Here is a 22158-nt window from a genome sequence, read left to right on the forward strand (position 1 = left end):
TCGGATCGTCGTCGCGTGCGGACGAGCAAGCGGAGCACGTTACGCTGTTTGCGATGTCGCCGGACATCACGGTGACGGTCCGTCGTAACGACGGACAGCCGCCCGAAAAAGCAGGGTAACCAGAGGTCCATGCCGCCCGGGCCGAATCGATCTGGTCCCGCTCCAGTGAATTGGCCAAAACGCTGCCATTCGTTGAAATGGCGAGATGCATTTCATGAAAGTATTTTAACGATTATATGCAAATATGTCGTTAATATGATATTTCCCTATATTTATCGCGCTGCTGGTATTATATTTGCGCGGTAAATATAACCGAGGATAAGTAGAATGCTAATAAATAAGGTGTCTCGCAAAACCCGTCGCTGGTCGGCCGCCGTGGCGCTGTCGGTATTCGCGTGGCTGGTCGGCACTGCGTCGGCCAACACGCAGCCAGCGCAGCAAAAGCAGGCGCGCATGCCGCGCGTGCCGCAGAACCTGCCGGTCTCGCCCGAACAGGCCGAGTACAACCTGCCGCTCAGCGAGCAGGACCGCGCGGTGCTGACCAAGCCTTCGCAGCAGAAGCAACTGCTCAAGCGCAGCAAGCGCAGCGCATCGGGTGCCGATTGCCGCGACATGTCGGTGATGACCCAGTATCGCGGCGCGGCACTCGCCGACTACATCGCCAATCTTCCCGATTATGAATGCCATTACGGCCTGTTTTCAGTCGATAAAACGCTGGCCGCGCAGATTTTTAATGCGGAAAACGTGCACGCCGTCGCGAGTCGTTTCGTGCAGGAGGTATATCGCTATGACGCGAGCAATTTGATTTTAGTCAATTTGCTGATTTATCTGCGTTCTGCATATTACCAATATGATGTATCGGGCATCGCCGATCCGATTCCGAATCTCGCGGTGCAACTGCGTCCGTATATCAAGCAAAGCCTCGAGGGTGACGCACTCTATCGTGAGAATTCGCGTGCGCCGAGCACCGCGAACGAGCTGATGAAGCTCATCACGAACATGAGGGACGAGGCGTACTACCTGCCTGCACTGAAGAACCGCGTTGCACTCTATACGGCGAGCGCGACGAATCCGCAGGCGGCGGCGCCGCTGCTGCAGCGGAGCGCGGCGGGCGGCTTCACCGGCTTGCTGACGGTGTTCTTCTACGCGCATCAGCGCGCCGGCGCGCAGCAGATGCTCGACAGCGACGCGACCCTGCCGGAGACGCTCAATCGCTTCGTCACCGCGAACCGCGCGAGCCTGTCGAATACAAGCGCCGCGTATCAGCTCGCCGATGCGGCGCGCGAGACTTATCGCTTTCTCCGTTATCCGACGCAGAAGCTGCGCGTGAAGAAGATGATCCAGGACATGCTCGCGTCGACGAACATGACGGGCGCGGACAGCGATCTGTGGCTCGCGGCCGCGGAAGCGGTCGACTACGGGGACCCCGGCAACTGCGCGGATTACGGCACGTGCGACTACAAGAAGCGCCTGGCCGACGCGGTGCTGACGCATCGTTACGCGTGCAACGCGAGCGTGCGCATTCTCGCGCAGGACATGACGGTGCCGCAGTTGCAGTCGGTATGTACGGCGGTCGCTCGGCAGGACGATTATTTTCACCGGATGATGAAGACCGGACGCAAGCCGGTCGCGGGCGATCGCAACGACACAATCGAGCTCGTCGTCTTCGACGACTACGCGAACTACCGCAAGTACGCTTCGGTGATCTACGGAATCAGCACCGACAACGGCGGCATGTATCTCGAAGGCGATCCGTCAGCGCCCGGCAACCAGGCGCGCTTCATCGCGCACGAAGCATCGTGGCTGCGGCCCGAGTTCAAGGTCTGGAACCTCGAGCACGAGTTCACGCACTATCTCGACGGCCGCTATGACATGGCAGGCGACTTCACGGCGAGCACCGCGAAGCCGACCGTCTGGTGGATCGAAGGCGTTGCCGAATATCTGTCGAGAAAGAACGACAATCAGGAATCGATCGACGCTGCGCACACGGGCGCGTACCGGTTCTCGGACGTGCTCGGGACGCGTTACTCGTCGAGCGACTACGTCGCGCGTGCATACCGATGGGGCTATATGGCGACGCGCTTCATGTTCGAGCGCCATCGCGCCGATGTCGACACGATCGTTGCGCGCTTCCGCGCGGGTGATTACGACGGCTATGAGAACTACGTCGCGTATATCGGCCGCCGCTACGACAGCGAGTTCGTCGATTGGGCGCGCAACGCAACGACGGCGGGCGAGCCGCCATTGCCGACGGCGAGATAATCGAGCGCGGCCGCCTGAGTAAAAAGCCCGCGTTGTGACCTGCACCCCAAAGGCTGGATCGATGTCCAACTCTTGGGGTGCGGTTCAATTCCCCGGCGCTTTCCTTATTCCTGTTCAGCCTCGCGCCTTCTCCCACGCATGCGCGACGAACACGCGGCACAACGCTTCCATGCCTTGCCGATCGTCGTCGTCGAAGCGCGCGGCGACCGGGCTGTCGACGTCCCACACGCCGATCAGCGTGCCGTCGCTCGCGACGAGCGGCACGACGATCTCGGATTCGGACGCCGCGTCGCATGCGATGTGGCCCGGGAACGCGTGCACGTCGCGCACCACCTGCGTCTCGCGCGTCTGCGCGGCCGTGCCGCACACGCCCTTGCCGAGCGCGATTCGCACGCAGGCGGGCTTGCCCTGGAACGGGCCGACCACGAGCTCGGCGCCGTCGAAGAAATAGAAGCCGGCCCAGTTGAGCCGGTCGAGCGCGTGATAGACGAGCGCTGCGAAGTTCGCGGCATTGGCGATCAGATCGCGTTCCGATTCGACGAGCGAGCGGGCCTGCTCGACGAGCGTCGCGTATTGATCGGCCTTGGAGGCGTGCGGGTCATTGGACAGCGTGAACATGGCTGGAATGCGGAAGGGTTGTCGAAAATGCGCGATGTGCGTATGCGGCAGTCTACGGCACATGCTGCTGACGTGCAGCGCGTGTTGAGGACGGTTCGCGCGTCATCGCGGATGCGCATGCGCAAGCTCGCGCCTCGGGTTCAGTCGGGCTCGAGCTCGGCAAAGCGCTGCGCCAGGAAATCCAGCAGCGCGCGCACTGCCGGCAGCAATCCGCGCCGCGTCGCGAACACCGCATGCACGATCTCGCGGCGCGGCGCCCAATCCGGCAGCACGGCGGTCAGCGCGCCCTGCGCGATCGCGTCGCGCACCATCATCGTCGGCAACTGCACGATGCCGACGCCGGCGACCGCGGCCGCGCGCAACGCGAGCATCCCGCCCGTGACGAGTCTCGGCTGGTGATGAATCTCCGCGCGCGCGCCGTCGGGCCCCTGCAGCCGCCACACGTGCGCGCCCTGCGGTGCACCGAGGTCGAGGCTCGGCAGGCGGGCGAGGTCGGCAGGCACGGCCGCCATTCCGCGCTCGCGCAGCAGCGCGGGACTCGCGACAAGACATTGCCCGCGCTCGGCCAGCACGCGCAGCGCGAGATCGCTGTCCTCGAGCGGCGGCGGGCGCACGCGCAACGCGACGTCGATCCCTTCGCCGACCACGTCGACGCGCCGGTTGGTCGCTTCCAGATGAATCTCGACGCGCGGGCACGCGTTCATGAACGCCGCGATCATCCCGCCGACGAGCGAGTCGAGCAGCGCGACCGGGCACGTGACCCGCACGATGCCGCGCGGCTCCTCGTGCAGCAGCGCGATCGCCTCGTCGGCGGCGTCGGCCTCGACGAGCATCGCGCGGCAATGCGCGTAGTAGGTCTGGCCGACTTCGGTCACCGTGAAGCGGCGCGTCGAGCGCTGGATCAGCCGCATGCCGACGCGCGCCTCGAGCAGCGCGATGCGCCGGCTCAGCTTCGATTTCGGCATGTTCAGCGCACGACCCGCCGGCGCGAAGCCGCCGTGGTCGACCACCTGCACGAAGTAATAGAGATCGTTCAGATCCCGCTGGCTATCGTTCATGAAATGGAACGCTGAGTGTGATTTTCGCAGTCTACCGGACTGATCGTTCTGATTCTATATTCCTATCCATGATGCGAAACACGGGTTTCGCCGCAATTCGGAGAGGAAGATGAAGAAGATCCAGGGTGTGTACAGTGCGCCGCGCGGCCATTGGGTCGGCGACGGGTTTCCGGTGCGCTCGATGTTCAGCTACCAGTCGCATGGCGCGCATCTGAGCCCGTTCCTGCTGCTCGATTACGCGGGCCCGGCGACGTTCGAGCCGGCATCGGCGCCGCGCGGCGTCGGCCAGCATCCGCACCGCGGGTTCGAGACGGTCACGATCGTCTATGACGGCGAGGTCGCGCACCGCGACTCGACGGGCGCGGGCGGTGTGATCGGCCCCGGCGACGTCCAGTGGATGACGGCCGCGAGCGGGATCCTGCACGAGGAGTTTCACTCGGAGGCGTTCACGAAGCGCGGCGGGCCGCTCGAAATGGTGCAGCTGTGGGTGAACCTGCCCGCTGCGGACAAGATGGGTGCGCCCGGCTACCAGACGCTGCTGAACGCGGACATCCCGGTGGTCGAACTGCCGGAAGGCGCGGGTCGTGCGCGGATCATCGCGGGCGAACTCGATGGGCGGCGCGGCCCGGCCCGCACGCACACGCCGATCGACGTGTGGGACGTGCGGCTCGCGGCGGGCGGTCGCGCTCGGTTTCCGGTCGCGGAAGGGCGCACGCTCGCGGTGGTCGTGCTGGGCGGCGCGGTGCTCGTGAACGGCGAAACGGTCGCGCGCGAAGCGCAGTTCGTGCAGTTGAGCCGCGACGGTCGCGACATCGAGATCGAAGCGAACGGCGACGCGAAGCTGCTGATCCTGAGCGGCGAACCGATCGACGAGCCGGTCGTCGGCTACGGGCCGTTCGTGATGAACTCGCAAGCGGAGATTCGCGCCGCGATCGACGACTTCAACAGCGGCCGCTTCGGCAGGATGACGGCGTGACGGACGGGCCCCGCGCGATGCGGGGCCCGTTGTCGCTTGTACAAGGCGGTCGCGCGTCGCGTGCGCTTCAGGGCATAATCGTCGATTGCCGCGCGCCGGCCGGCGCGCCCGAATCAGGACCGCACATGAACGCACCCGTACCCGCCGCGAACCCGCCCGCCACCGATGCGCTCGAATGGCGCTGGAAAGCCTTCGACGCGCTGTCGGCGCGTGAGGTTTATACGATTCTCGAAGCGCGCAGCGCGGTGTTCGTCGTCGAGCAGAATTGCGTGTACCGCGACATCGACGACGCGGACCAGGCGGCATGGCATCTGGCCGCGTATGACGAAGCGGGCCGGCTGGCCGGCTACCTGCGCGTGCTGCTGCCCGATGCGCAGGACCCCGACATCCGGATCGGCCGCGTGCTGACGACCGCCGCGTTCCGCGGAGCGGGTCTCGGCAACGCGCTGCTGTCGCACGCGCTCGAGCACATCCGCGCGCAATGGCCCGACACGCCGGTCAGCCTGCATGCGCAGGCCCATCTGCAGCGCTTCTACGGCGCGTTCGGCTTCGCGCCGAGTTCCGACGTGCACGACGAGGACGGCATCCCGCACGTGTGGATGCGCAGCGCGCCGCGCGCCTGACGCGGCGGCGCGCGCCGCGTCAAGGCGCGGGGTGCACGCTGCGCGCGACCGCCTGGCCGGCCTCGCGCTCGGCCTCACGCATTGCCGCGCGTTCGTCCCGCAGGCGTCCGCGCGCGGACAGCCGCAGCCAGTGGCGCAGCGCGATCACCGCGCCGATCACGCTCATCATCGAGCCCGGGATCCACAGCAGCAGGCCGCCGATCTGCTGGTCGCGCAGCGGGCTCAGCCACGTGAACGCGCGTCCGCAGATCGAGTAGATCGGATACAGCTCCTGCGGCGTGAAGAAGATCATCGCGCCGAGCACGATCTGCGGCGGGATCGCCGCGACGACGACCAGGATCCGGCGCCCCGGCGCGAGCCGCGCGGGCGGCGCCGGGCGCGGATCGACGACGAGCCACCAGAACAGCAGGCCGTCGATCACCATGCTCCAGTTCATCACGCGATACAGGCGCCAGTCGAGCATCGCGACGAAGTGGATCGGCGACAGCAGCCAGAAGTAGATCAGCCCGACGAACAGCACGACCGCGACGACCGGGTTGAACACGACGTCGAGCGTCGTGCGCACCGGCCGCCACGCGAGCGCGGGGCGCACGAAGCGCTGCCGCCAGCGGAACGGAATGCCCGCGCGGATCGCCGCGCCCGGATACGCGAGCGCGATGAAGAACGGCCCGAGATGATGCAGCACGAGGTGCTGCGCGCGATGCAGGAAGAACTCATGCTCGAAGAAGTAGTCGAGCCGCGTATGCAGCGCGACGTACAGCGCCGTCAGCCCGAGCCAGAACGAGAACTGCCGCAGTGGCGTGACCCTGGCCTTCTTCACGCCGCGCGCGAACAGCACGCCGGCCGCCAGCACCGCGACGACCACGGTCGGCGACGGTTCCCACGGATCGAGCCAGTACAGGAGATCCATCGCGCGGCGTTACTTCGCCTGGGCCGGCGACTTCACCGCGAACGGCGTGTCGAGCGTCTCGCCGTCGGAGAATTTCAGGCGCATGCGCACCGTGTCGCCGGGCTTGATTGCGTGCTTCGGCTCCTCGAGCATGAAGTGGTAGCCGCCCGGCGCGATGTCGACCTTGCCGCGCGCGGGAATCGTCAGCTTGTCGACCATCTCCATCTTCTGCGTCGAGCCGTTCGAGACGGTCTGGTGCAGCATCGTCATCCCGTAGTCGGGGCTGTCGACGTCGACGAGGTCGACCGGCTTGTCGCTCGTGTTGACGAGCGTCACGTAGCCGCCCGCGGGCAGCTTGTTCGGCAGCCAGCGCACCCAGCCGTTCTGCGCGGAAATCGCGCCGGCGGCGTAGGCGTGGGCGCCGACGGACAGCGCGGCGAGGAGGGCGAGCGTCTTGAGTTTCGTTTTCATGATTCGGGATCAGGTGGAGGAAGCGGAGTCGAGGATCCGGCGCACATCGGCGGCGATGGCGTCGGGCTTGTCGCGGTCGGTCGCGAGCAGACGCGCGCGGCCGCTCGCGTCGAAGATGTAGACCGCCGAGCTGTGCGTCACTTCGTAGCCGCCCGACGGATCGCGTTGTTCCATCTGGTACGCGACCCGATAGCGCTTCGCGAGCGATTCGATCTGGCGGTCGGTGCCCGTCAGGCCGCGCGCGTGCTCGGCGTCGAACGCGGCGACATACGACTGCATCGCCTGCGGCGTGTCGCGCGCGGGGTCGACCGACACGAACAGGATGCGCACGTTGCGCGCCTGCGGGCCGAGTTGCGCGAGGACTTCCATCAGCCGCGCCATCGTTTCCGGGCAGACGTCCGGGCAGTGCGTGTAGCCGAAATAGACGAGCGAGACACGGCCGCGGAATGCGGACGCGTCGACCGGCCGGCCGTCGCCGCCCGTCAGCGTGAACGACAGGTCGGGCAGGTGGCCGGTCACGTCGGTCAGGCGCCAGGGCGGTTCGCCGCGCGTGCAGGCGGCGAGCGCCACGGCGGCGGCGAGCACCGCGACGGTGCGGACGACGCGAGAGCGGCGCCGGTGCGGCGCGCAATGGGCAGATGGGTCAGATGGGGCAGGCGGAGCAGGCGACATCCAGGGGTCTCGATCGGACGGAACGGATGCACGGCCGGCGCGACGCCAAGCGTCGCGCGGCAGGCGGTTGCGACTGTAGCGCAATTCGCCCGCGAGCGTCCCGGCGAAGCGCGTGCGACGCGCCGTGGCGGGGCAATATGTCGCAGCGGCCGCATCGAGGGGCATCGCCCGCGCCGCATGCCGGTTTCGCCCATCCGGACGCGAAGGCGCGGTAAGATGCGCACAATTCCTCTCGTGGAGCGGCGGTCATGCGGGCCGCCGCTCAGACTATCGACTCGATGCAATCCGTCCCGGCTTCCCTGTCCCTGACCGATACCGCGTTCTTTTTCGACTTCGACGGCACGCTCGTCGAGCTGGCGCCGACGCCCGACAGCATTCACGTGCCGCCGTCGCTGCTCGCGCTGCTCGACGCGCTGCGGCGCCGCTCGCACGGCGCTGTCGCGATCCTGTCCGGCCGCGGCATCGACAACATTGACCAGTACCTGAAGATGCCCGATCTGCCGATCGCCGGCCTGCACGGCGCGGAGCGGCGCGACGCCAACGGCGACACGCAGCGCGTCGGCTTCAACGATGCGCGCCTCTTGCGCATCGAGCGCGAGCTCGCGGATGTGGTTGACCGCTATCCGGGCATGCTGCTCGAAATCAAGGGCGCGGCGGTCGCGCTGCATTACCGCAGCGCGCCCGAGCGCGAGACGATTGCGCGCGAGGCGGCCGAGCGGCTCGTCGCCGACTATGCGGACGCGTACGTGCTGCAGCCGGGCAAGATGGTGTACGAGATCAAGCCCAAGGGCGTCGACAAGGGGCGCGCGCTCGCGGCCTTCCTCAACGAGCCGCCGTTCGCGGGCCGCACGCCGGTGTTCGCGGGCGACGACCTGACCGACGAGAAGGGGTTCGCGGTCGTCAACGCGCGCGGCGGCCTGTCGATCAAGGTCGGCGCGGGCGAGACGTCGGCGCGCGTGCGGCTCGACTCGGTCGACGCGCTGCACGCGCAGATTCGCCGCTGGCTCGACGTGGAGCCGCAGCACGCATGAGCCGTCTCATCATCGTTTCGAACCGCGTCGCGCCGATTTCCGAAGGCGAGCCGGCGGCGGGCGGGCTTGCAATCGGCGTGTACGACGCGCTGAAGGAAACCGGCGGCATGTGGTTCGGCTGGAGCGGCGAGGTCGTCGCGTCCGGCGCGCCGCAGATCCGCGTCGAGGAGCATGGACCGGTCACGTTCGCGACGGTCGGCCTGTCGCGGCGCGACTATGACCAGTACTACCGCGGCTTCTCGAACGCGACGCTGTGGCCCGCGTTCCACTACCGCGCGGACCTGATCCAGTACGACCGCCACGAGTTCGAAGGCTACGGCCGCGTGAACGTGTGGCTCGCGCAGCAGCTCGTGCCGCTGCTGCAGGACGACGACGTGATCTGGGTGCACGACTATCACCTGATCCCGTTCGCCCGCGCGCTGCGCGCGGCCGGCGTGAAGAACCGCATCGGCTTTTTCCTGCACATTCCGTTTCCGGCGGCGCAGGTGCTCGTCAACGTGCCGCCGCATCGCGAGCTCGTCGAGGCGCTGTGTGCGTTCGACCTGCTCGGCTTCCAGACCGAACCCGACCTGCGCGCGTTCTGCGACTACATCGAGTCCGAAGCGGACGGCGTGGTCGAACGCGATGGGCGTGACGTTCGCGCGGTGACCGTGCGCGCGTTCGGCCAGACGCTGCGCGCGGCCGCGTATCCGATCGGCGTGCATCCGGACGAAATCGCGTCGCTCGCGCAGGCGGGCGAGCACGGCAAGGCGGTGCGCACGCTGGCAACGTCGCTGCGCGGCCGCAAGCTCATCATGAGCGTCGACCGGCTCGATTACTCGAAGGGGCTCGTCGAGCGCTTCCGCGCGTTCGAGAAGCTGCTCGAGCACGAACCGTCGCACCGCAACCGCGTGTCGTTCCTGCAGATCGCGCCGTCGACCCGCGCGGAGCTGCGCGCGTACCAGGACATCCGCCTGCAGCTCGAAGCGGAGTCGGGCCGCATCAACGGGCGCTTTGCGGAGCTCGACTGGGCGCCGATCCTCTACATCCATCGCCAGTACGACCGCCAGCTGCTCGCCGCGCTGTACCGGCTCGCGCGGGTCGGCTACGTGACGCCGCTGCGCGACGGGATGAACCTTGTCGCGAAGGAATACGTGTCCGCGCAGAACCCCGACGATCCGGGCGTGCTGGTGCTGTCGCGTTTCGCGGGCGCCGCGCGCGAGCTGACGGGCGCGCTGATCGTCAATCCGATCGACATCGCGGGGATGGCCGAAGCGCTGTCGCGGGCGCTGTCGATGCCGCTCGCCGAGCGGCGCGCGCGCTATGCGGACATGATCGCGCAACTGCGCGAGAACAACGTGTCGGTGTGGCGCGACAACTTCCTGCGCGACCTGCAGCGCGCTTGAGCCGCCGCCCGGTGCGGCGCCGGAAATGAAAAAAGCCGCAGTGCGTGATGCACTGCGGCTTTGTTTTTGGGCGGATGCGCCGCGCGTCAGGCGACGCGTTCGCCGGCCGCCGGGCCGCCGTCGGGCGCCACGTGATGGCGGCCGTGCTGTTTCGCGAGCAGGTCGCGGTACAGGCCGGGGCGGTTGCGCAGGACTTCGGGGCTGCCGTCGTCGATCACCTTGCCGCTGCTCATCACGATGATCCGGTCGAAATTGCGCAGCGTCGACAGGCGGTGCGCGATCGCGATCACCGTGCGGCCGACCATCAGGCGGTCGAGCGCGCTCTGGATCGCTTCCTCCGACGCGCTGTCGAGCGCGGACGTCGCCTCGTCGAGCAGCAGGATCGGCGCGTTCTTCAGGATCGCGCGCGCGATCGCGATGCGCTGGCGCTGGCCGCCCGACAGCTTGACGCCGCGGTCGCCGACGATCGTGTCGTAGCCCTCGGGCATCGCCTCGATGAACTCCGCGCAGCGCGCGTCGCGCGCGGCGGCGAGCACTTCGTCGCGCGACGCGTCGGGGCGGCCGTACGCGATGTTGTCGTAGATCGACCGGTGCATCAGCGAAATGTCCTGCGGGACGAGCGCGATCGCATGGCGCAGGCTGTCCTGCGTGATCGACTTCACGTCCTGGCCGTCGACCTTCACGACGCCGTCCTGCGTGTCGTAGAAGCGCTGCAGCAGCGCGAGCACGGTCGACTTGCCGGCGCCGGACTTGCCGATCAGGCCGACGCGCTGGCCCGGCTCGATGTGCAGCTCGAAGTGGTCGAGGATCGCGCGACGGTGCGGATACGCGAACGTCACGCGCTCGAAGTCGACGCGGCCGCCCGATGCGGCGAGCGGCACCGCGTCGGAGCGGTCCGGCATCCCGTGCGGTTCGAGCAGCGTCTTCACGGCTTCGGCGAGACGCGCGATATGCTGCGTGACGTCGACGAGCGCGACCGCGAGATCGCGCGTGCCGTGCAGGATCGTGAAGCCGAGCGAGCTGACCAGCACGATGTCGCCCGAGGTCGCCTTGCCCTGGTCCCACAGCCACAGCGCCCAGCCGAGCAGGCCGGCGGACAGCATTGCGGTGATCACCGCGTGCAGCAGCCGCAGCTTTTCAAGATAGAGCAGGCTCTGCTGGCGCGCGTCCATCTCGGCCTTGACCGTCGCGCCGAAGCGCTTCTGCTCGCGCAGCGTCATCCCGAACGCGCGCACGAGGCCCATGTTGCCGATCACGTCGACGAGCTCGCCGTCGACCGCCGCGGCCTTCGCCGCGAAGGTGTGATGGCGCGCGGAGCCACGTCCGGCGAGCTTGAACAGCACGACGGAGAGCACCGCCGAGCAGCCGAGCAGGCCGGCCGCCATCAGCGGGTTGACGACGATGATCATCAGGATCGCGCCCATCACCGCGATGCACGGCGGCAGCACGTTCCACGCCATCGTGTTCTCCGACGTGTAGACGGCGTTCGACGTCGCGGTGATGCGGCTCGCGAGCGTGCCGGGCTGCTTTTCCGCGTAGTACGTCGGCGAGTGGCCGATCAGGTACTGGAACAGGTCGCGCCGCAGGTCGCCCGTGACCGCGACGAACGTGTGCGCGGCGAACCAGCCGCCGACGCGCCACAGCAGGTTGTCGGCGGCGATCAGGCCGACGAGCAGCGCGAACGCGCTCCACAGCGGGCCCGGGTGGTGGCGGCCGGTCGCGAGGACGTCGATCAGGTGCTTGATCGCGTATTGCGAGCCGAGCGCGCAGCCGACGGCGGCCAGCACGCTGACGAGCACGATGAAGTGCGCGACCGGATGCAGGCGGATGTAGCGGAACAGGAACGCGAGTGGCCGGTGCGCGTAGCTCGACAGCTTCGCGTTGTAGGCGTTGCGCTGGGCAGGGGTGAGAGCTTCCAAAATATGCGTGCGGTGAATCGGTGGTTGAACGTTGCAGCCGGACCGGATGCCGACCTTCGGCCAGGCGCAACGTAATCCGGCATTGTAAACAAGGCCGTGCCTCGCGCTGCGCGAATCTTGCCGATTGGCAGGGGGCGCCGAGTTAATTTTGGGATAAAATTCGGCATTCCGCGCCGGGCGGCGGGTACCGCGTTCGCGGTTCCCGCCGTGCGGATGGCGGCGAGGGATGCCAAAAGGGCCTTCCACTCTAGAACGGACGCCAGAGTCCGCGGGTTGCAAAGTGTTGCCGCTTTGTAACAAAGTAAAGTGTTTGAAATGTTGTGCGCCGTATCAGGATTACCCCTAGATAATCGGCTCCGGGTTCACGCCTTGGTATTTTTACGAACCCCTGTCAACGGGTCTTCGTTTCAAACGTTCTATGCCTGTCGCGTCGCCGACGCTCCTTGAGCAGCGCGGGTTCGACGCCGCCAGCAGGCCGAATCGTCCGAATTTCGGATGAAATGCGTCCAGCCAGGATCGCCGGCAGGCTGCTGACCCAATGCTTGGTTTATTGCCGATTTTTTAGGAGTTACGCATGCGAATCGCCCAAATCGCTCCGTTGCACGAAGCGGTTCCCCCGAAGCTGTACGGTGGTACCGAACGGGTGGTGTCCTACCTGACCGAAGCGCTCGTCGACATGGGGCATGACGTCACGCTCTTCGCGAGCGGCGATTCGCAAACGTCGGCGAAGCTCGAAGCCGTCTGGCCGCAGGCGCTGCGCCTCGACCCGACGATCCGCGACGTGATGGCCCCGCACATGCTGCTGCTCGAGCAGGTGCGCCGCCGCGCGGACGAGTTCGACGTGCTGCACTTCCACATCGACTACTACCCGTTCTCGCTGTTCTCGCGCCAGCCGGTGCCGCATCTGACGACGCTGCACGGCCGCCTCGACCTGCCGGAACTCCAGCCGATCTTCAATACGTTCAGCGACGTGCCGGTCGTGTCGATCTCCGACAACCAGCGCATCCCGCTCTCGCAGGCGAACTGGCTGCAGACGACCTACCACGGCCTGCCGGAAAACCTGCTGACGCCGATCCCGGACGTGAAGCCGAGCTACCTCGCGTTCCTCGGCCGCATCTCGCCGGAGAAGCGCGTCGACACGGCGATCCGCATCGCCGAGCAGGCCGGCATGCCGATCAAGATCGCCGCGAAGCTCGACAAGGCCGACCGCGCTTACTACGAAGAGAAGATCAAGCCGCTGTTCTCGCTGCCGCACGTCGAGTACATCGGTGAAATCAGCGAATCCGAGAAGACCGAATTCCTCGGCAACGCACATGCGCTGCTGTTCCCGATCGACTGGCCGGAACCGTTCGGCCTGGTGATGATCGAGGCGATGGCCTGCGGCACGCCGGTGATCGCGTTCAAGCGCGGCTCGGTGCCGGAAGTCATCGAGAACGGCGTGTCGGGCTTCGTCGTCGAGGACGAACTGTCGGCCGTCGCCGCGGTCAAGCGCCTGAACACGCTGCCGCGCGAGAAGGTCCGCGCCGCGTTCGAAGCGCGCTTCTCGTCGAAGGTGATGGCGCAGAACTACGTGAAGGGCTACGAAGAGCTGCTGCGCCAGAAGCGCCGCACGGTGCTGCGCGAAGTCAACGCAGGCTGAAGCCGGCCGGCCGCCTCGCGGCGGCCGGCTTCACGGCGACGCCCCGTCCGGGTCTTCCGGCGGGGCGTCGTCGCATTCGCGGCGCCGATGGCCAATGTGTTGTATTCTCGCCGCGCCCGGCGGCCGCGACGGGCCGGAACGCGCCTGCGCACGCCTGCTGTTCGTCTGTCCAGCCGGTAATGTCCCTATAATGGCCGTGCCGTAAAATCCGGCCCCGCAGATCATCGAGAGGAGAGCAGTCTTGGCGAGAACGAAACCCACGCGCGCAGCCCCGGCCCCCGGCGCCGGCGTGATCTTCGCGTTGCGCGCGATCGGTCTCGTGCTGCTCGCCCGGTGGCTGTTCTCGATGTCGCAGATGGGCTACCGCGAGTCGTTGTCGGCGATGGCGTCGTCGCCGTGGGCATTCGTCTACCTGGTGCTGATCTTCCTGCTGCTCGCGTTGCCGGGCGCGGCCGCGCGCGCCGAGCGCCCGTTCCACCCGCTGCCGCAATGGCTGCGCCAGGCGCTCCGCTTCTTCGCGCTGATCGGTTTCCTGTTCGCCGTCTGGTCGATCGGCGCCTACGCGTGGGCGGCCGGCTGGCGCCGGGCGATGCATGCGGTGACCGCGACCAACGGCTGGCTCGTCGCCGCGCCGGCGCTGTACGCGGCCGTCGTCTGGATCTGCCGGCCGCGGCCGCTGTGGCGCACCAACGTCGCCGCGCGGCGGTTCGCGGTCGGCCGCTACGCGATCTCCCTCGATACGCTTACGCGCACCGTGATCGTCTGGATGGAAAGCCGCAAGGTCGGGCAATACGACGCGCGCGAGCTGTCGGTGCGCTGGCCCGGCCGCGCCGGCTCGGCGGGCCAGGTTCGGGGCGACTCGCCGCAGGACTGCCCGCCGCCCGTCGCACTGCCCCGCGGCAGCTGGTTCAAGCGGCCGAAGGTCGAACTGCTGTGGGATTCGCCGGCGGCCGTCGGCCATAACCGGCAGATCGTGATGCGCGCGCCGCTCGCGACCGAGGGCGACCGCGTCGCCGTGCTCGCGCTCGACGCGGCACTCAAGCAGATCGTCTGATACGTCCGGCGCAGCGCGCAATCGCGCGTCGCGCCGCGTCATCGCGTCGGCGGGGGGCGGCAATGCCGACCCGCGTTTGATCCGTCGCCGCGGGCCGGCCCATCTGCGTCGCGGGGAGTCATGCGACCCGGCCGGAGGCCCGCCCGTCGCTCAGCGCGCGAGGCAGGGGCGTTTGTTGTCGAACGTCCACCCCGGAATCAGGTACTGCATCGCCGCCGCATCGTCGCGCGCGCCGAGGCCGTGCTGCTTGTAAAGCTCGTGCGCGGCCGCGACCGCGTCCATGTCGAGCTCGACGCCGAGTCCCGGCCGCTTCGGCACGTCCACCAGTCCGTTCTCGATCTTCAGCGGCTCGCGCGTGAGCTGCTCGCCGTCCTGCCAGATCCAGTGCGTGTCGATCGCCGTGACCTTGCCGGGCGCGGCGGCCGCGACGTGCGTGAACATCGCGAGCGACACGTCGAAGTGGTTGTTCGAGTGCGAGCCCCACGTCAGGTCCCAGTCGCGGCACATCTGCGCGACGCGTACCGAGCCCTGCATCGTCCAGAAATGCGGATCGGCGAGCGGGATGTCGACCGCGTGCAGTTGCACCGCGTGGCCCATCTGCCGCCAGTCGGTCGCGATCATGTTGGTCGCCGTCGGCAGCCCCGTCGCGCGACGGAATTCCGCCATCACTTCACGGCCCGAGTAGCCGTGCTCCGCGCCGCACGGGTCTTCCGCGTATGCCAGCACGTGATGGAGGTCGCGGCACAGCCGCACGGCCTCGTCGAGCGACCACGCGCCGTTCGGATCGAGCGTCACGCGCGCGTCGGGGAAGCGCTCGGCCAGCGCGGTCACGGCCTCGATCTCGCGCGCGCCTTCAAACACGCCGCCCTTCAGCTTGAAGTCGTTGAAACCGTAGCGCGCATGCGCGGCCTCGGCGAGCCGCACGACGGCCTCCGGCGTCAGCGCGGGCTCGTTGCGCACGCGCGTCCAGTCGTCGGTCGCACCGCTGCTGTCGCGGTAGGGCAGCGCGGTCTGCGTGCGGTCGCCGACATAGAACAGGTAGCCGAGCATTTCGACCCGCTCGCGCTGCTGGCCTTCGCCGAGCAGTGCGGCGACGGGCACGCCGAGGTGCTGGCCGAGCAGGTCGAGCAGCGCGGCTTCGAGCGCGGTGACCGCGTGGATCGTCGTGCGCAGGTCGAAGGTCTGCAGCCCGCGGCCGCCCGCGTCGCGGTCCGCGAAGCGGCGGCGCACGTCGTTGAGCACCGCGTGGTAGTTGCCGACCGGCTGGCCGACGACGAGCGCGCGCGCGTCGTCGAGCGTGCGGCGGATGCTTTCGCCGCCCGGCACTTCGCCAACGCCGGTGCGCCCCGCGCTGTCCGTCAGGATCACGAGGTTGCGGGTAAAGAACGGACCGTGCGCGCCGCTCAGGTTGAGCAGCATGCTGTCGTGGCCGGCAACCGGGATCGCTTGCAGGTCGACGATGCGCGGCGTGTCGTGTCGGGGCGTGGAAGTGGCGGCGTTCATGGGCGGCGATGGCAATAGGGTGGGCGGCGCCGCGCCCCGCAAAAGCTTTGCCGGGTGCGGCAGGAGGTGCGATCATTCGACAACCGACGTGCGCGGAACGGCAACGATCGCGGCATGGGGGCGATGAATCCACGATAGCTGTGTGAATCGTCCGATGCCAGCGTTGGATGGGATCAGGCAAGCGCCGAAGCGCTGACGCTGATCGACATAGGAGACAGATCGAGCGATCATCAGTCGTCGGATGACTTGTGACGCAGTATAATGAATCGACGGCTTTCGCTCAAACCCCGCGTAAACCCTCGGCTTACCGACACGATATTCAAAAAGGAACCGGCCTCATGTCCGTGCCTACGCTCCCCGCAGCGCCGCGTCGTCGCGCGCGCAGCCTCGCACAAGATGTCGTCGACGCGCTGACCGCGCAGATCGAAAACGGCACGCTGCGTCCCGGCGACAAGCTGCCGACCGAAACCGAAGTGATGGCGACGCAGGGCGTGAGCCGCACGGTCGTGCGCGAGGCGATCTCGCGGATGCAGGCGAGCGGCCTGGTCGAGACGCGCCACGGCATCGGCAGCTTCGTGCTCGAGCCGTCGCGCCGCCAGGCGCTCGGCATCGATCCCGCGACGATCACGACGCTGCGCGACGTGCTCGCGGTGCTCGAGCTGCGCATCAGCCTCGAGAGCGAGTGCGCGAGCCTCGCCGCGCAGCGCGCCAACGACGCGGACCTCGCGGCGCTGCGGCGCGCGCTCGACGCGATCGCGACGGGCTCGGGCGGCGGCCGCGACACCGCGCAGCTCGACTACCAGTTCCACCTGCAGATCGCGCAATCGACCGGCAACCGCTATTTCGTCGACATCATGACGCAGCTCGGCGCGTCGATCATCCCGCGCACGCGGGTGAATTCCGCGCGCTTCGCGGGCGACGACCTGGAGCGCTACGTGGGCCGGCTGAACCACGAGCACGAGGACATCTACGAGGCGATCGCGCGCCACGACCCGGAGGCGGCGCGCGCCGCGATGCGCACGCACCTGACCAACAGCCGGGAGCGGCTGCGCCGCGCGCACGAGGCGGCCGAAGCGGGGCGGGACGCGCACGCCGAGTAGGCCGGCGGTCCGCCGGCGCGCGCCGTCAGCGTTCGGCGCGGCGGCGGTTCTGTTAAATATCAGTCATCGTATGATTGCGTCGCGCATCACACGGAATGACGACGCCCGCGCCGCCGATGCAAGGCCGGCGCGGGCGTTCCGCAATCAACCGCCCTTCGTCACGATCGTCTTCCAGGCGCCGCTCTTCACCTGGTAAAGGGTCGACATGCCGCTCTTCAGCGAGCCGTCGTTCGCGAACGAGATGCGGCCGGTGATCCCCTCGAAGTCGATCTTCTTGAGCGCCGGCCGATAGACCTTCGGATCGGTCGAGCCGGCCGCCTGCATCGCCTTGATCGCGGCCCAGGTCGCGTCGTAGCCGAACTGCGCGTACGACAGCACGTCGGCCCCGAAGCGCTTCTTGAAGCGCTGCTCGAAATCCTTCCCTTGCGGCAGCTCGTCGAGCGGCCGGCCGTATTCCCACGCCATCGCGCCTTCCGCGGCGGGGCCGGCGATCTTGATGAACTCGTTGTCCTTCACGCCGCCGCCGCCGACGAACTGCGCGTTCAGCCCGAGCTGGCGCATCTGCCTGATGAAGTTCGCGGCGAGCGAATCGAGGCCGCCGAAGAAGATCAGGTCGGGGTTCTTGCCTTTCAGGCTGGTGATCTGCGCGCGGAAGTCGACCGCCTGGTTGCTCGTGAATTCGCGCGCGACGATCGCGCCGCCGGCTGCCTTCACCGCCTTCTCGAATTCGTCCGCTTCGCCCTGGCCGAACGCGGTGCGGTCGTCGACGATCGCGATGCGCTTCGCCTTCGTCACGTCGATCGCGTACCGGCCCGCGTTGCCGGCGTTCTGGCCGTCGGTCGCGATCACCATGAACATGTTGGCGAGCCCGCGCGAGGTCAGCGTCGGGTTGGTCGCGGCCGGATCGATCACGGGGATGCCGGCCTTGTCGTAGACGACCGACGCCGGAATCGTGGTGCCCGAGTTGAAGTGGCCGACGACGACCGACACGTTCTGGTCGACGAGGCTTTGCGCGGCCTGCACGCCGATTCGCGGGTCGGCCTGGTCGTCCTGCACGACGAGATCGAAGCGCGCCGGCTTGCCGGCGATCTGGACCTTCTGCGCGACGGCGTCGTCGAGCGCGAGCTGGACGCCGTTCTGCAGATCCTTGCCGTAGCCGGCGTTGACGCCGGTGAGCGGGGCGGCGAAGCCGACCTTGATGTCGGTGTCGCCGGCCGCCTGCGCGGCTTGGTGCGAGAAGGCGGCCAGGGTGGCGGCGAGCGAGAGGGACAGCAGCGATGGGCGGAATTTCATGTGCATTCCTTGGGCAGCGAGACACGAAAACGCGCGCAGCGGCGCGCGCGGGCGACGCTTCTGCGAGCGCGGCCGAAGGCAGGCCCGAGCGTCTGACGACGAGTTATAGGGGGCCAAATTGGGCGAGTCTTGTCGATTCGGCGCACGAAACATGCGGATTTCCGCACAGCATCGGCGCGACAAGGGAAAGCGGCGATGAGGGAATTCCCGCGCCGGGAGGGGATGGGGGCGGGTGAAGCAGTCGATGCCGCGCCTGCAGCGGCGGGAACGGGGGCGCCGGCCGCATCGAGCGGCCGGCGCAGGGCGTTGGCGTTGGCGTTACTCGGCCCCGGCCCCGGCCGCGTCGTCAGCGGCGGACGCTGATGCCGGCTCGGTGCGGATCAGCGGATCGCTCGTGCTCGGGCGGCCCGTCTCGACGTGGCCGGCGAAGCGGCGCACGAAGCCGAGCGGCTTGTCGTCGCTGACGGTCAGGTCGTACCAGCCGTGGCTGCCGCGCAGGTCCCAGTAGTCGTCGACGCGCGCGCCGGGCGCCAGGTCGAATACGCGCGGATGCGCGTGGCCGTAGGCGCTCGTCACCTTGAGACGCACCGCCCGGTGGCCACGGTTCATCAGGCGCAGCGTGATGTTGCCGTTCGCGACGTCGTAGCCGTAGATCACTTCCGGATTGACGCTCGCCGGCCCGACCGCCGGTGCGGCGGGGGTGCGGAAGTGACAGTAGAAGCCGTTCGGGCCGTACACGTCGAGGTCGTACAGGCCGAGCGACGGCGCGGGGCTCCACGTGTCCGAGAGGCGCTTGCCGGCTTCCACCGTGTAGGTCCACGGGCCATCGACGCGATTGCGCGCCTGGACCTGGAACGCCGCGCCCGCGCGGCCGGTGTTCGCGAAGGTCAGCCGGAACTGGCCGCTCGCGTTGTCGATCCGGCCGTACGCAAACAGCTCGTACGGCAGCGCGCGCGCCGGCCGCAGGCCGGCCTCCTGCTTCGGCAGCTTCTGCGCGACCGGCGGGACCGGAATGTAGTCGGGATGGCGGTTGCGGTCGGGCGGCGCGTAGCCGCTCGTGTCCGGCAGTTGCGGCCAGCTCGCGTCGGTCGACGCGAAGTCGAACGCGGACGTCAGGTCGCCGCACACCGTGCGCCGCCACGGCGACACGTTGCCGGCCGTCACCGCGTACTGCGCGCCGAAGCGCGCCTCGATGAATTGCAGCAGCGAAGTGTGATCGAACGTCTGCGAGCAGACCCAGCCGCCTTTCGTCCACGGCGACACGACGAGCATCGGCACGCGCGGGCCGAGGCCGTACGGGCCGGCCATGTGCGACGCGTCGCCGGGGAACGCCTCGTTGGTAGTCGCGACCGTCGACAGCCCGTTGTCGCGCGACTGCGGCGCGAACGGCGGCGGCACGTGGTCGAAGAAGCCGTCGTTCTCGTCGTAGGTGATGAAGAGCGCGGTCTTGCTCCACACGTCCGGGTTCGACACGAGCGCCTTCAGCACCTGCTCGATGTACCACGCGCCGTAGTTCGCGGGCCAGTTCGGGTGCTCCGAATACGCTTCCGGCGCGCAGATCCACGACACCTGCGGCAGCGTGCCGTTCTTCACGTCCTGCTGCAGCACGTCGAACAGCGTGCCGCCCGCGCTGATGTTGGTGCCGGTGCGCGCCTTCTCGTACAGCGGCGAGCCGGGCAGCGCGGTGCGGTACTGGTTGAAGTAGAGCAGCGCGTTGTCGCCGTAGTTGCCGATGTACGGGTTCTGCGTCCAGCCCCACGAGCCGTTCGCGTCGAGGCCCGTGCCGACGTCCTGGTAGATCTTCCACGACACGCCGGCCTGCTCGAGCACTTCCGGATAGGTGGTCCAGCCGTAGCCCTTCTCCTCGTTGCCGAGCACCGGGCCGCCGCCGACGCCGTCGTTGCCGACGTAGCCGGTCCACATGTAGTAGCGGTTCGGATCGGTCGAGCTCGGGATCGCGCAGTGGTACGCGTCGCAGATCGTGAACGCGTCGGCGAGCTGGTAGTGGAACGGGATGTCGTCGCGCTTCAGGTACGCCATCGTCGTCGTGCCCTTGTTCGGCACCCACTGGTCGTAGCGGCCCTTGTTCCACGCGGCGTGCATGTCCTGCCAGCCGTGCGGCAGGTCCTGCAGGAACTGCATGCCGAGCTTGTCGGCACGCGGATGGAACGGCAGCAGCTCCGCGAGGCCGACCGGCTGGTGGAACACCGACTTGCCGTTCGCCAAGCGCAGCGCGCGCGGATCGCCGAAGCCGCGCACGCCGCGCAGCGTGCCGAAGTAGTGGTCGAACGAGCGGTTCTCCTGCATCAGGATCACGACGTGCTCGATGTCGCGGATCGTGCCGGTACGGCGGTTCGCGGGAATCGCGAGCGCGTCGCGGATCACGGGCGGAAAGAGGTTCAGCGCGGTGGCGCCGGCGGTGCCGGCGGCAACGCGCAGGAAGTCACGACGGGTCGATCGGGTCATGGTCGGTATCGTGCGGAAAAGGTGAGCGCCGGATGGCGGGGAGTGATGCAAGCGTGCTGGCCCGGCGCGCGAATGCAGGAGCGTGCCGGGCCGTGCCGCCGCGAGCATAGCGGCGAAACGGTGTCATTCATGTGAAGCGGTGGAAACGTTTGCGCGCTCGGGCCGGGCGGCGGGGCGGGATTGCGTGCGGACGCGCGCGGCGTCGCGGCCGGTGTATCGGCACGGACCGCGATGCGGCCCGCGGCGCGGATCGGCGGCGCGCGATGCGCGTCGGGCGTCGTCACGCGGCGCGGGCCGTCAGACGTCCGTGACCCACGCGCCGAACCACTCGCTCGGGTTCGCGATCTCGTCCTGCGCGGCGATCAGTTCCAGCTCGTAGCGGCGCGCGTCATAGGTCGCCTTGACGACCGCGTGCACGGCCGCGAGCGTATGTTCGAACGCCGCGCGCACCGAATCGCCGCGCAGCCGCCGCGCGACGAAGATCGCGCTCGTCAGGTCGCCGACGCCGACCGGATGGCGCGGAAACGCATACAGCGGGCGCTGGCCGATCCAGGCCTCGGTGGCGGTGACGGCCAGCATGTTGAAGCGGTCGGCCAGGCTGTTGCGGTCGTGCAGGTGCTTGACGAGCACGATCTGCGGGCCGCGGCGGATCAGCGCGCGGCACGCGTCGACTGCTTCGGCGACGGTCTCGATACGCCGGCCCGCCAGCTTCTGCAGTTCGGTGTGGTTCGGCGACATGCCGTCCGCGAGCGCGGGCATCTCGTGGACGATGAACTCCTCGACGCCCGGCTCCGGGCGAATGCCGCCCGTCTGGCCCATCGCCGGATCGCAGAAGTACCATGCGTTCGGATTCGTCGCCTTCACCGCGCGCACGATCTCGACCGTCGCGCGGGCCTGCGCGGGCGAACCGAGGAACCCGGAGAGCACCGCGTCGCAGCGCTTGAGCGCGCCGATCGCGGCGATGCCGTCGACGAGCTGTTCCATCTTCGCGGCGTCGATCGCGCTGCCCGCCCAGTGGCCGTACTGCATGTGATTCGACAGCTGGACGGTGTTGAGCGGCCAGACGTTGACGCCGAGGCGCTGCATGGGAAACACGGCCGCGCTGTTGCCGGCGTGGCCGTAGATCACGTGAGACTGAATGCTGAGGACGTTTTTCATGGGAATTCGCCTGCACGCGGGCCAGGTTCACGTCACACGAT

18 protein-coding genes are annotated in these 22158 nt (G+C 68.1%); 8 read left to right on the plus strand and 10 right to left on the minus strand.

From position 1 onward, the window contains the following. Window positions 1-327: 327 nt before the first annotated feature. Window positions 328-2262, plus strand: coding sequence for a collagenase (locus ACFIMZ_RS06205; RefSeq protein ID WP_431821853.1), 1935 nt, complete (start codon window positions 328-330; stop codon window positions 2260-2262). A gap of 114 nt (window positions 2263-2376) precedes the next feature. Here ACFIMZ_RS06205 and ACFIMZ_RS06210 read toward each other — a convergent pair whose 3' ends face one another. Continuing rightward, a complete protein-coding gene (locus ACFIMZ_RS06210; RefSeq protein ID WP_431821854.1) occupies window positions 2377-2880 on the minus strand; it encodes a GAF domain-containing protein in 504 nt (167 codons plus the stop codon). Between the two features lie 140 nt (window positions 2881-3020). After that, window positions 3021-3938 (minus strand): LysR family transcriptional regulator, encoded by a 918-nt coding sequence (locus ACFIMZ_RS06215; protein WP_431821855.1) that lies wholly within the window; start codon window positions 3936-3938, stop codon window positions 3021-3023. Between the two features lie 109 nt (window positions 3939-4047). On the opposite strand from ACFIMZ_RS06215, the gene ACFIMZ_RS06220 reads away from it, so the two are divergent. Then, window positions 4048-4914 (plus strand): pirin family protein, encoded by an 867-nt coding sequence (locus ACFIMZ_RS06220; protein ID WP_431821856.1) that lies wholly within the window; start codon window positions 4048-4050, stop codon window positions 4912-4914. A gap of 125 nt (window positions 4915-5039) precedes the next feature. Further along, on the plus strand, window positions 5040-5537 hold the full coding sequence (locus ACFIMZ_RS06225) for a GNAT family N-acetyltransferase (protein WP_431821857.1): 498 nt from the start codon (window positions 5040-5042) through the stop codon (window positions 5535-5537). 19 nt (window positions 5538-5556) lie between these two features. Here the strand turns inward: ACFIMZ_RS06225 and ACFIMZ_RS06230 are convergent, their stop codons facing one another. Genes ACFIMZ_RS06230 through ACFIMZ_RS06240 form a run of 3 tightly spaced genes read right to left on the minus strand, consistent with a single transcriptional unit; the run spans window position 5557 to window position 7569 of the window. Then, on the minus strand, window positions 5557-6447 hold the full coding sequence (locus tag ACFIMZ_RS06230; protein ID WP_431821858.1) for a cytochrome c oxidase assembly protein: 891 nt from the start codon (window positions 6445-6447) through the stop codon (window positions 5557-5559). A gap of 9 nt (window positions 6448-6456) precedes the next feature. Further along, window positions 6457-6897 (minus strand): copper chaperone PCu(A)C, encoded by a 441-nt coding sequence (locus ACFIMZ_RS06235; RefSeq protein ID WP_431821859.1) that lies wholly within the window; start codon window positions 6895-6897, stop codon window positions 6457-6459. A 9-nt stretch (window positions 6898-6906) separates the two neighbouring features. After that, entirely contained in the window at window positions 6907-7569 is a 663-nt protein-coding gene (locus tag ACFIMZ_RS06240; RefSeq protein WP_431821860.1) for an SCO family protein, read from the minus strand. A gap of 278 nt (window positions 7570-7847) precedes the next feature. Between ACFIMZ_RS06240 and otsB the strand changes: the two genes are divergently transcribed. After that, window positions 7848-8600, plus strand: a complete 753-nt coding sequence (otsB, locus tag ACFIMZ_RS06245; protein ID WP_431822433.1) for a trehalose-phosphatase — start codon at window positions 7848-7850, stop codon at window positions 8598-8600. Further along, window positions 8597-9985, plus strand: coding sequence for an alpha,alpha-trehalose-phosphate synthase (UDP-forming) (gene otsA, locus ACFIMZ_RS06250; protein WP_059536825.1), 1389 nt, complete (start codon window positions 8597-8599; stop codon window positions 9983-9985). Before otsB ends, otsA begins: the two co-directional genes overlap by 4 nt. An 86-nt stretch (window positions 9986-10071) precedes the next feature. Here otsA and ACFIMZ_RS06255 read toward each other — a convergent pair whose 3' ends face one another. Continuing rightward, window positions 10072-11904: an ABC transporter ATP-binding protein gene (locus ACFIMZ_RS06255; protein ID WP_431821861.1), complete on the minus strand. Its 1833-nt coding sequence runs from the start codon at window positions 11902-11904 to the stop codon at window positions 10072-10074. Between the two features lie 574 nt (window positions 11905-12478). On the opposite strand from ACFIMZ_RS06255, the gene ACFIMZ_RS06260 reads away from it, so the two are divergent. Both ACFIMZ_RS06260 and ACFIMZ_RS06265 read left to right on the plus strand, forming a co-directional pair. Next, window positions 12479-13543, plus strand: coding sequence for a glycosyltransferase family 4 protein (locus ACFIMZ_RS06260; RefSeq protein ID WP_431821862.1), 1065 nt, complete (start codon window positions 12479-12481; stop codon window positions 13541-13543). Window positions 13544-13784: 241 nt separating this feature from the next. After that, window positions 13785-14597, plus strand: a complete 813-nt coding sequence (locus ACFIMZ_RS06265; RefSeq protein ID WP_431821863.1) for a hypothetical protein — start codon at window positions 13785-13787, stop codon at window positions 14595-14597. Window positions 14598-14747: 150 nt separating this feature from the next. On the opposite strand, the gene gudD is transcribed toward ACFIMZ_RS06265, so the two are convergent. After that, window positions 14748-16100, minus strand: a complete 1353-nt coding sequence (gudD, locus tag ACFIMZ_RS06270; protein ID WP_431821864.1) for a glucarate dehydratase — start codon at window positions 16098-16100, stop codon at window positions 14748-14750. Window positions 16101-16438: 338 nt separating this feature from the next. Here gudD and ACFIMZ_RS06275 point away from each other — a divergent pair, with 338 nt between their 5' ends. Then, complete coding sequence (locus tag ACFIMZ_RS06275) at window positions 16439-17200, plus strand: FadR/GntR family transcriptional regulator (protein ID WP_431821865.1); 762 nt, start codon at window positions 16439-16441, stop codon at window positions 17198-17200. Between the two features lie 144 nt (window positions 17201-17344). Here the strand turns inward: ACFIMZ_RS06275 and ACFIMZ_RS06280 are convergent, their stop codons facing one another. The 3 genes from ACFIMZ_RS06280 to pdxY form a co-directional block, all read right to left on the minus strand. After that, entirely contained in the window at window positions 17345-18493 is a 1149-nt protein-coding gene (locus ACFIMZ_RS06280; protein WP_431821866.1) for a branched-chain amino acid ABC transporter substrate-binding protein, read from the minus strand. 318 nt (window positions 18494-18811) lie between these two features. Further along, on the minus strand, window positions 18812-20959 hold the full coding sequence (locus tag ACFIMZ_RS06285; RefSeq protein ID WP_431821867.1) for a phosphocholine-specific phospholipase C: 2148 nt from the start codon (window positions 20957-20959) through the stop codon (window positions 18812-18814). A 297-nt stretch (window positions 20960-21256) separates the two neighbouring features. After that, window positions 21257-22117, minus strand: coding sequence for a pyridoxal kinase PdxY (gene pdxY, locus ACFIMZ_RS06290; protein WP_431821868.1), 861 nt, complete (start codon window positions 22115-22117; stop codon window positions 21257-21259). Window positions 22118-22158: the final 41 nt, after the last annotated feature.

It is taken from the genome of Burkholderia sp. F1, from assembly GCF_050813845.1.
GTDB classification, from domain to species: domain Bacteria; phylum Pseudomonadota; class Gammaproteobacteria; order Burkholderiales; family Burkholderiaceae; genus Burkholderia; species Burkholderia ubonensis.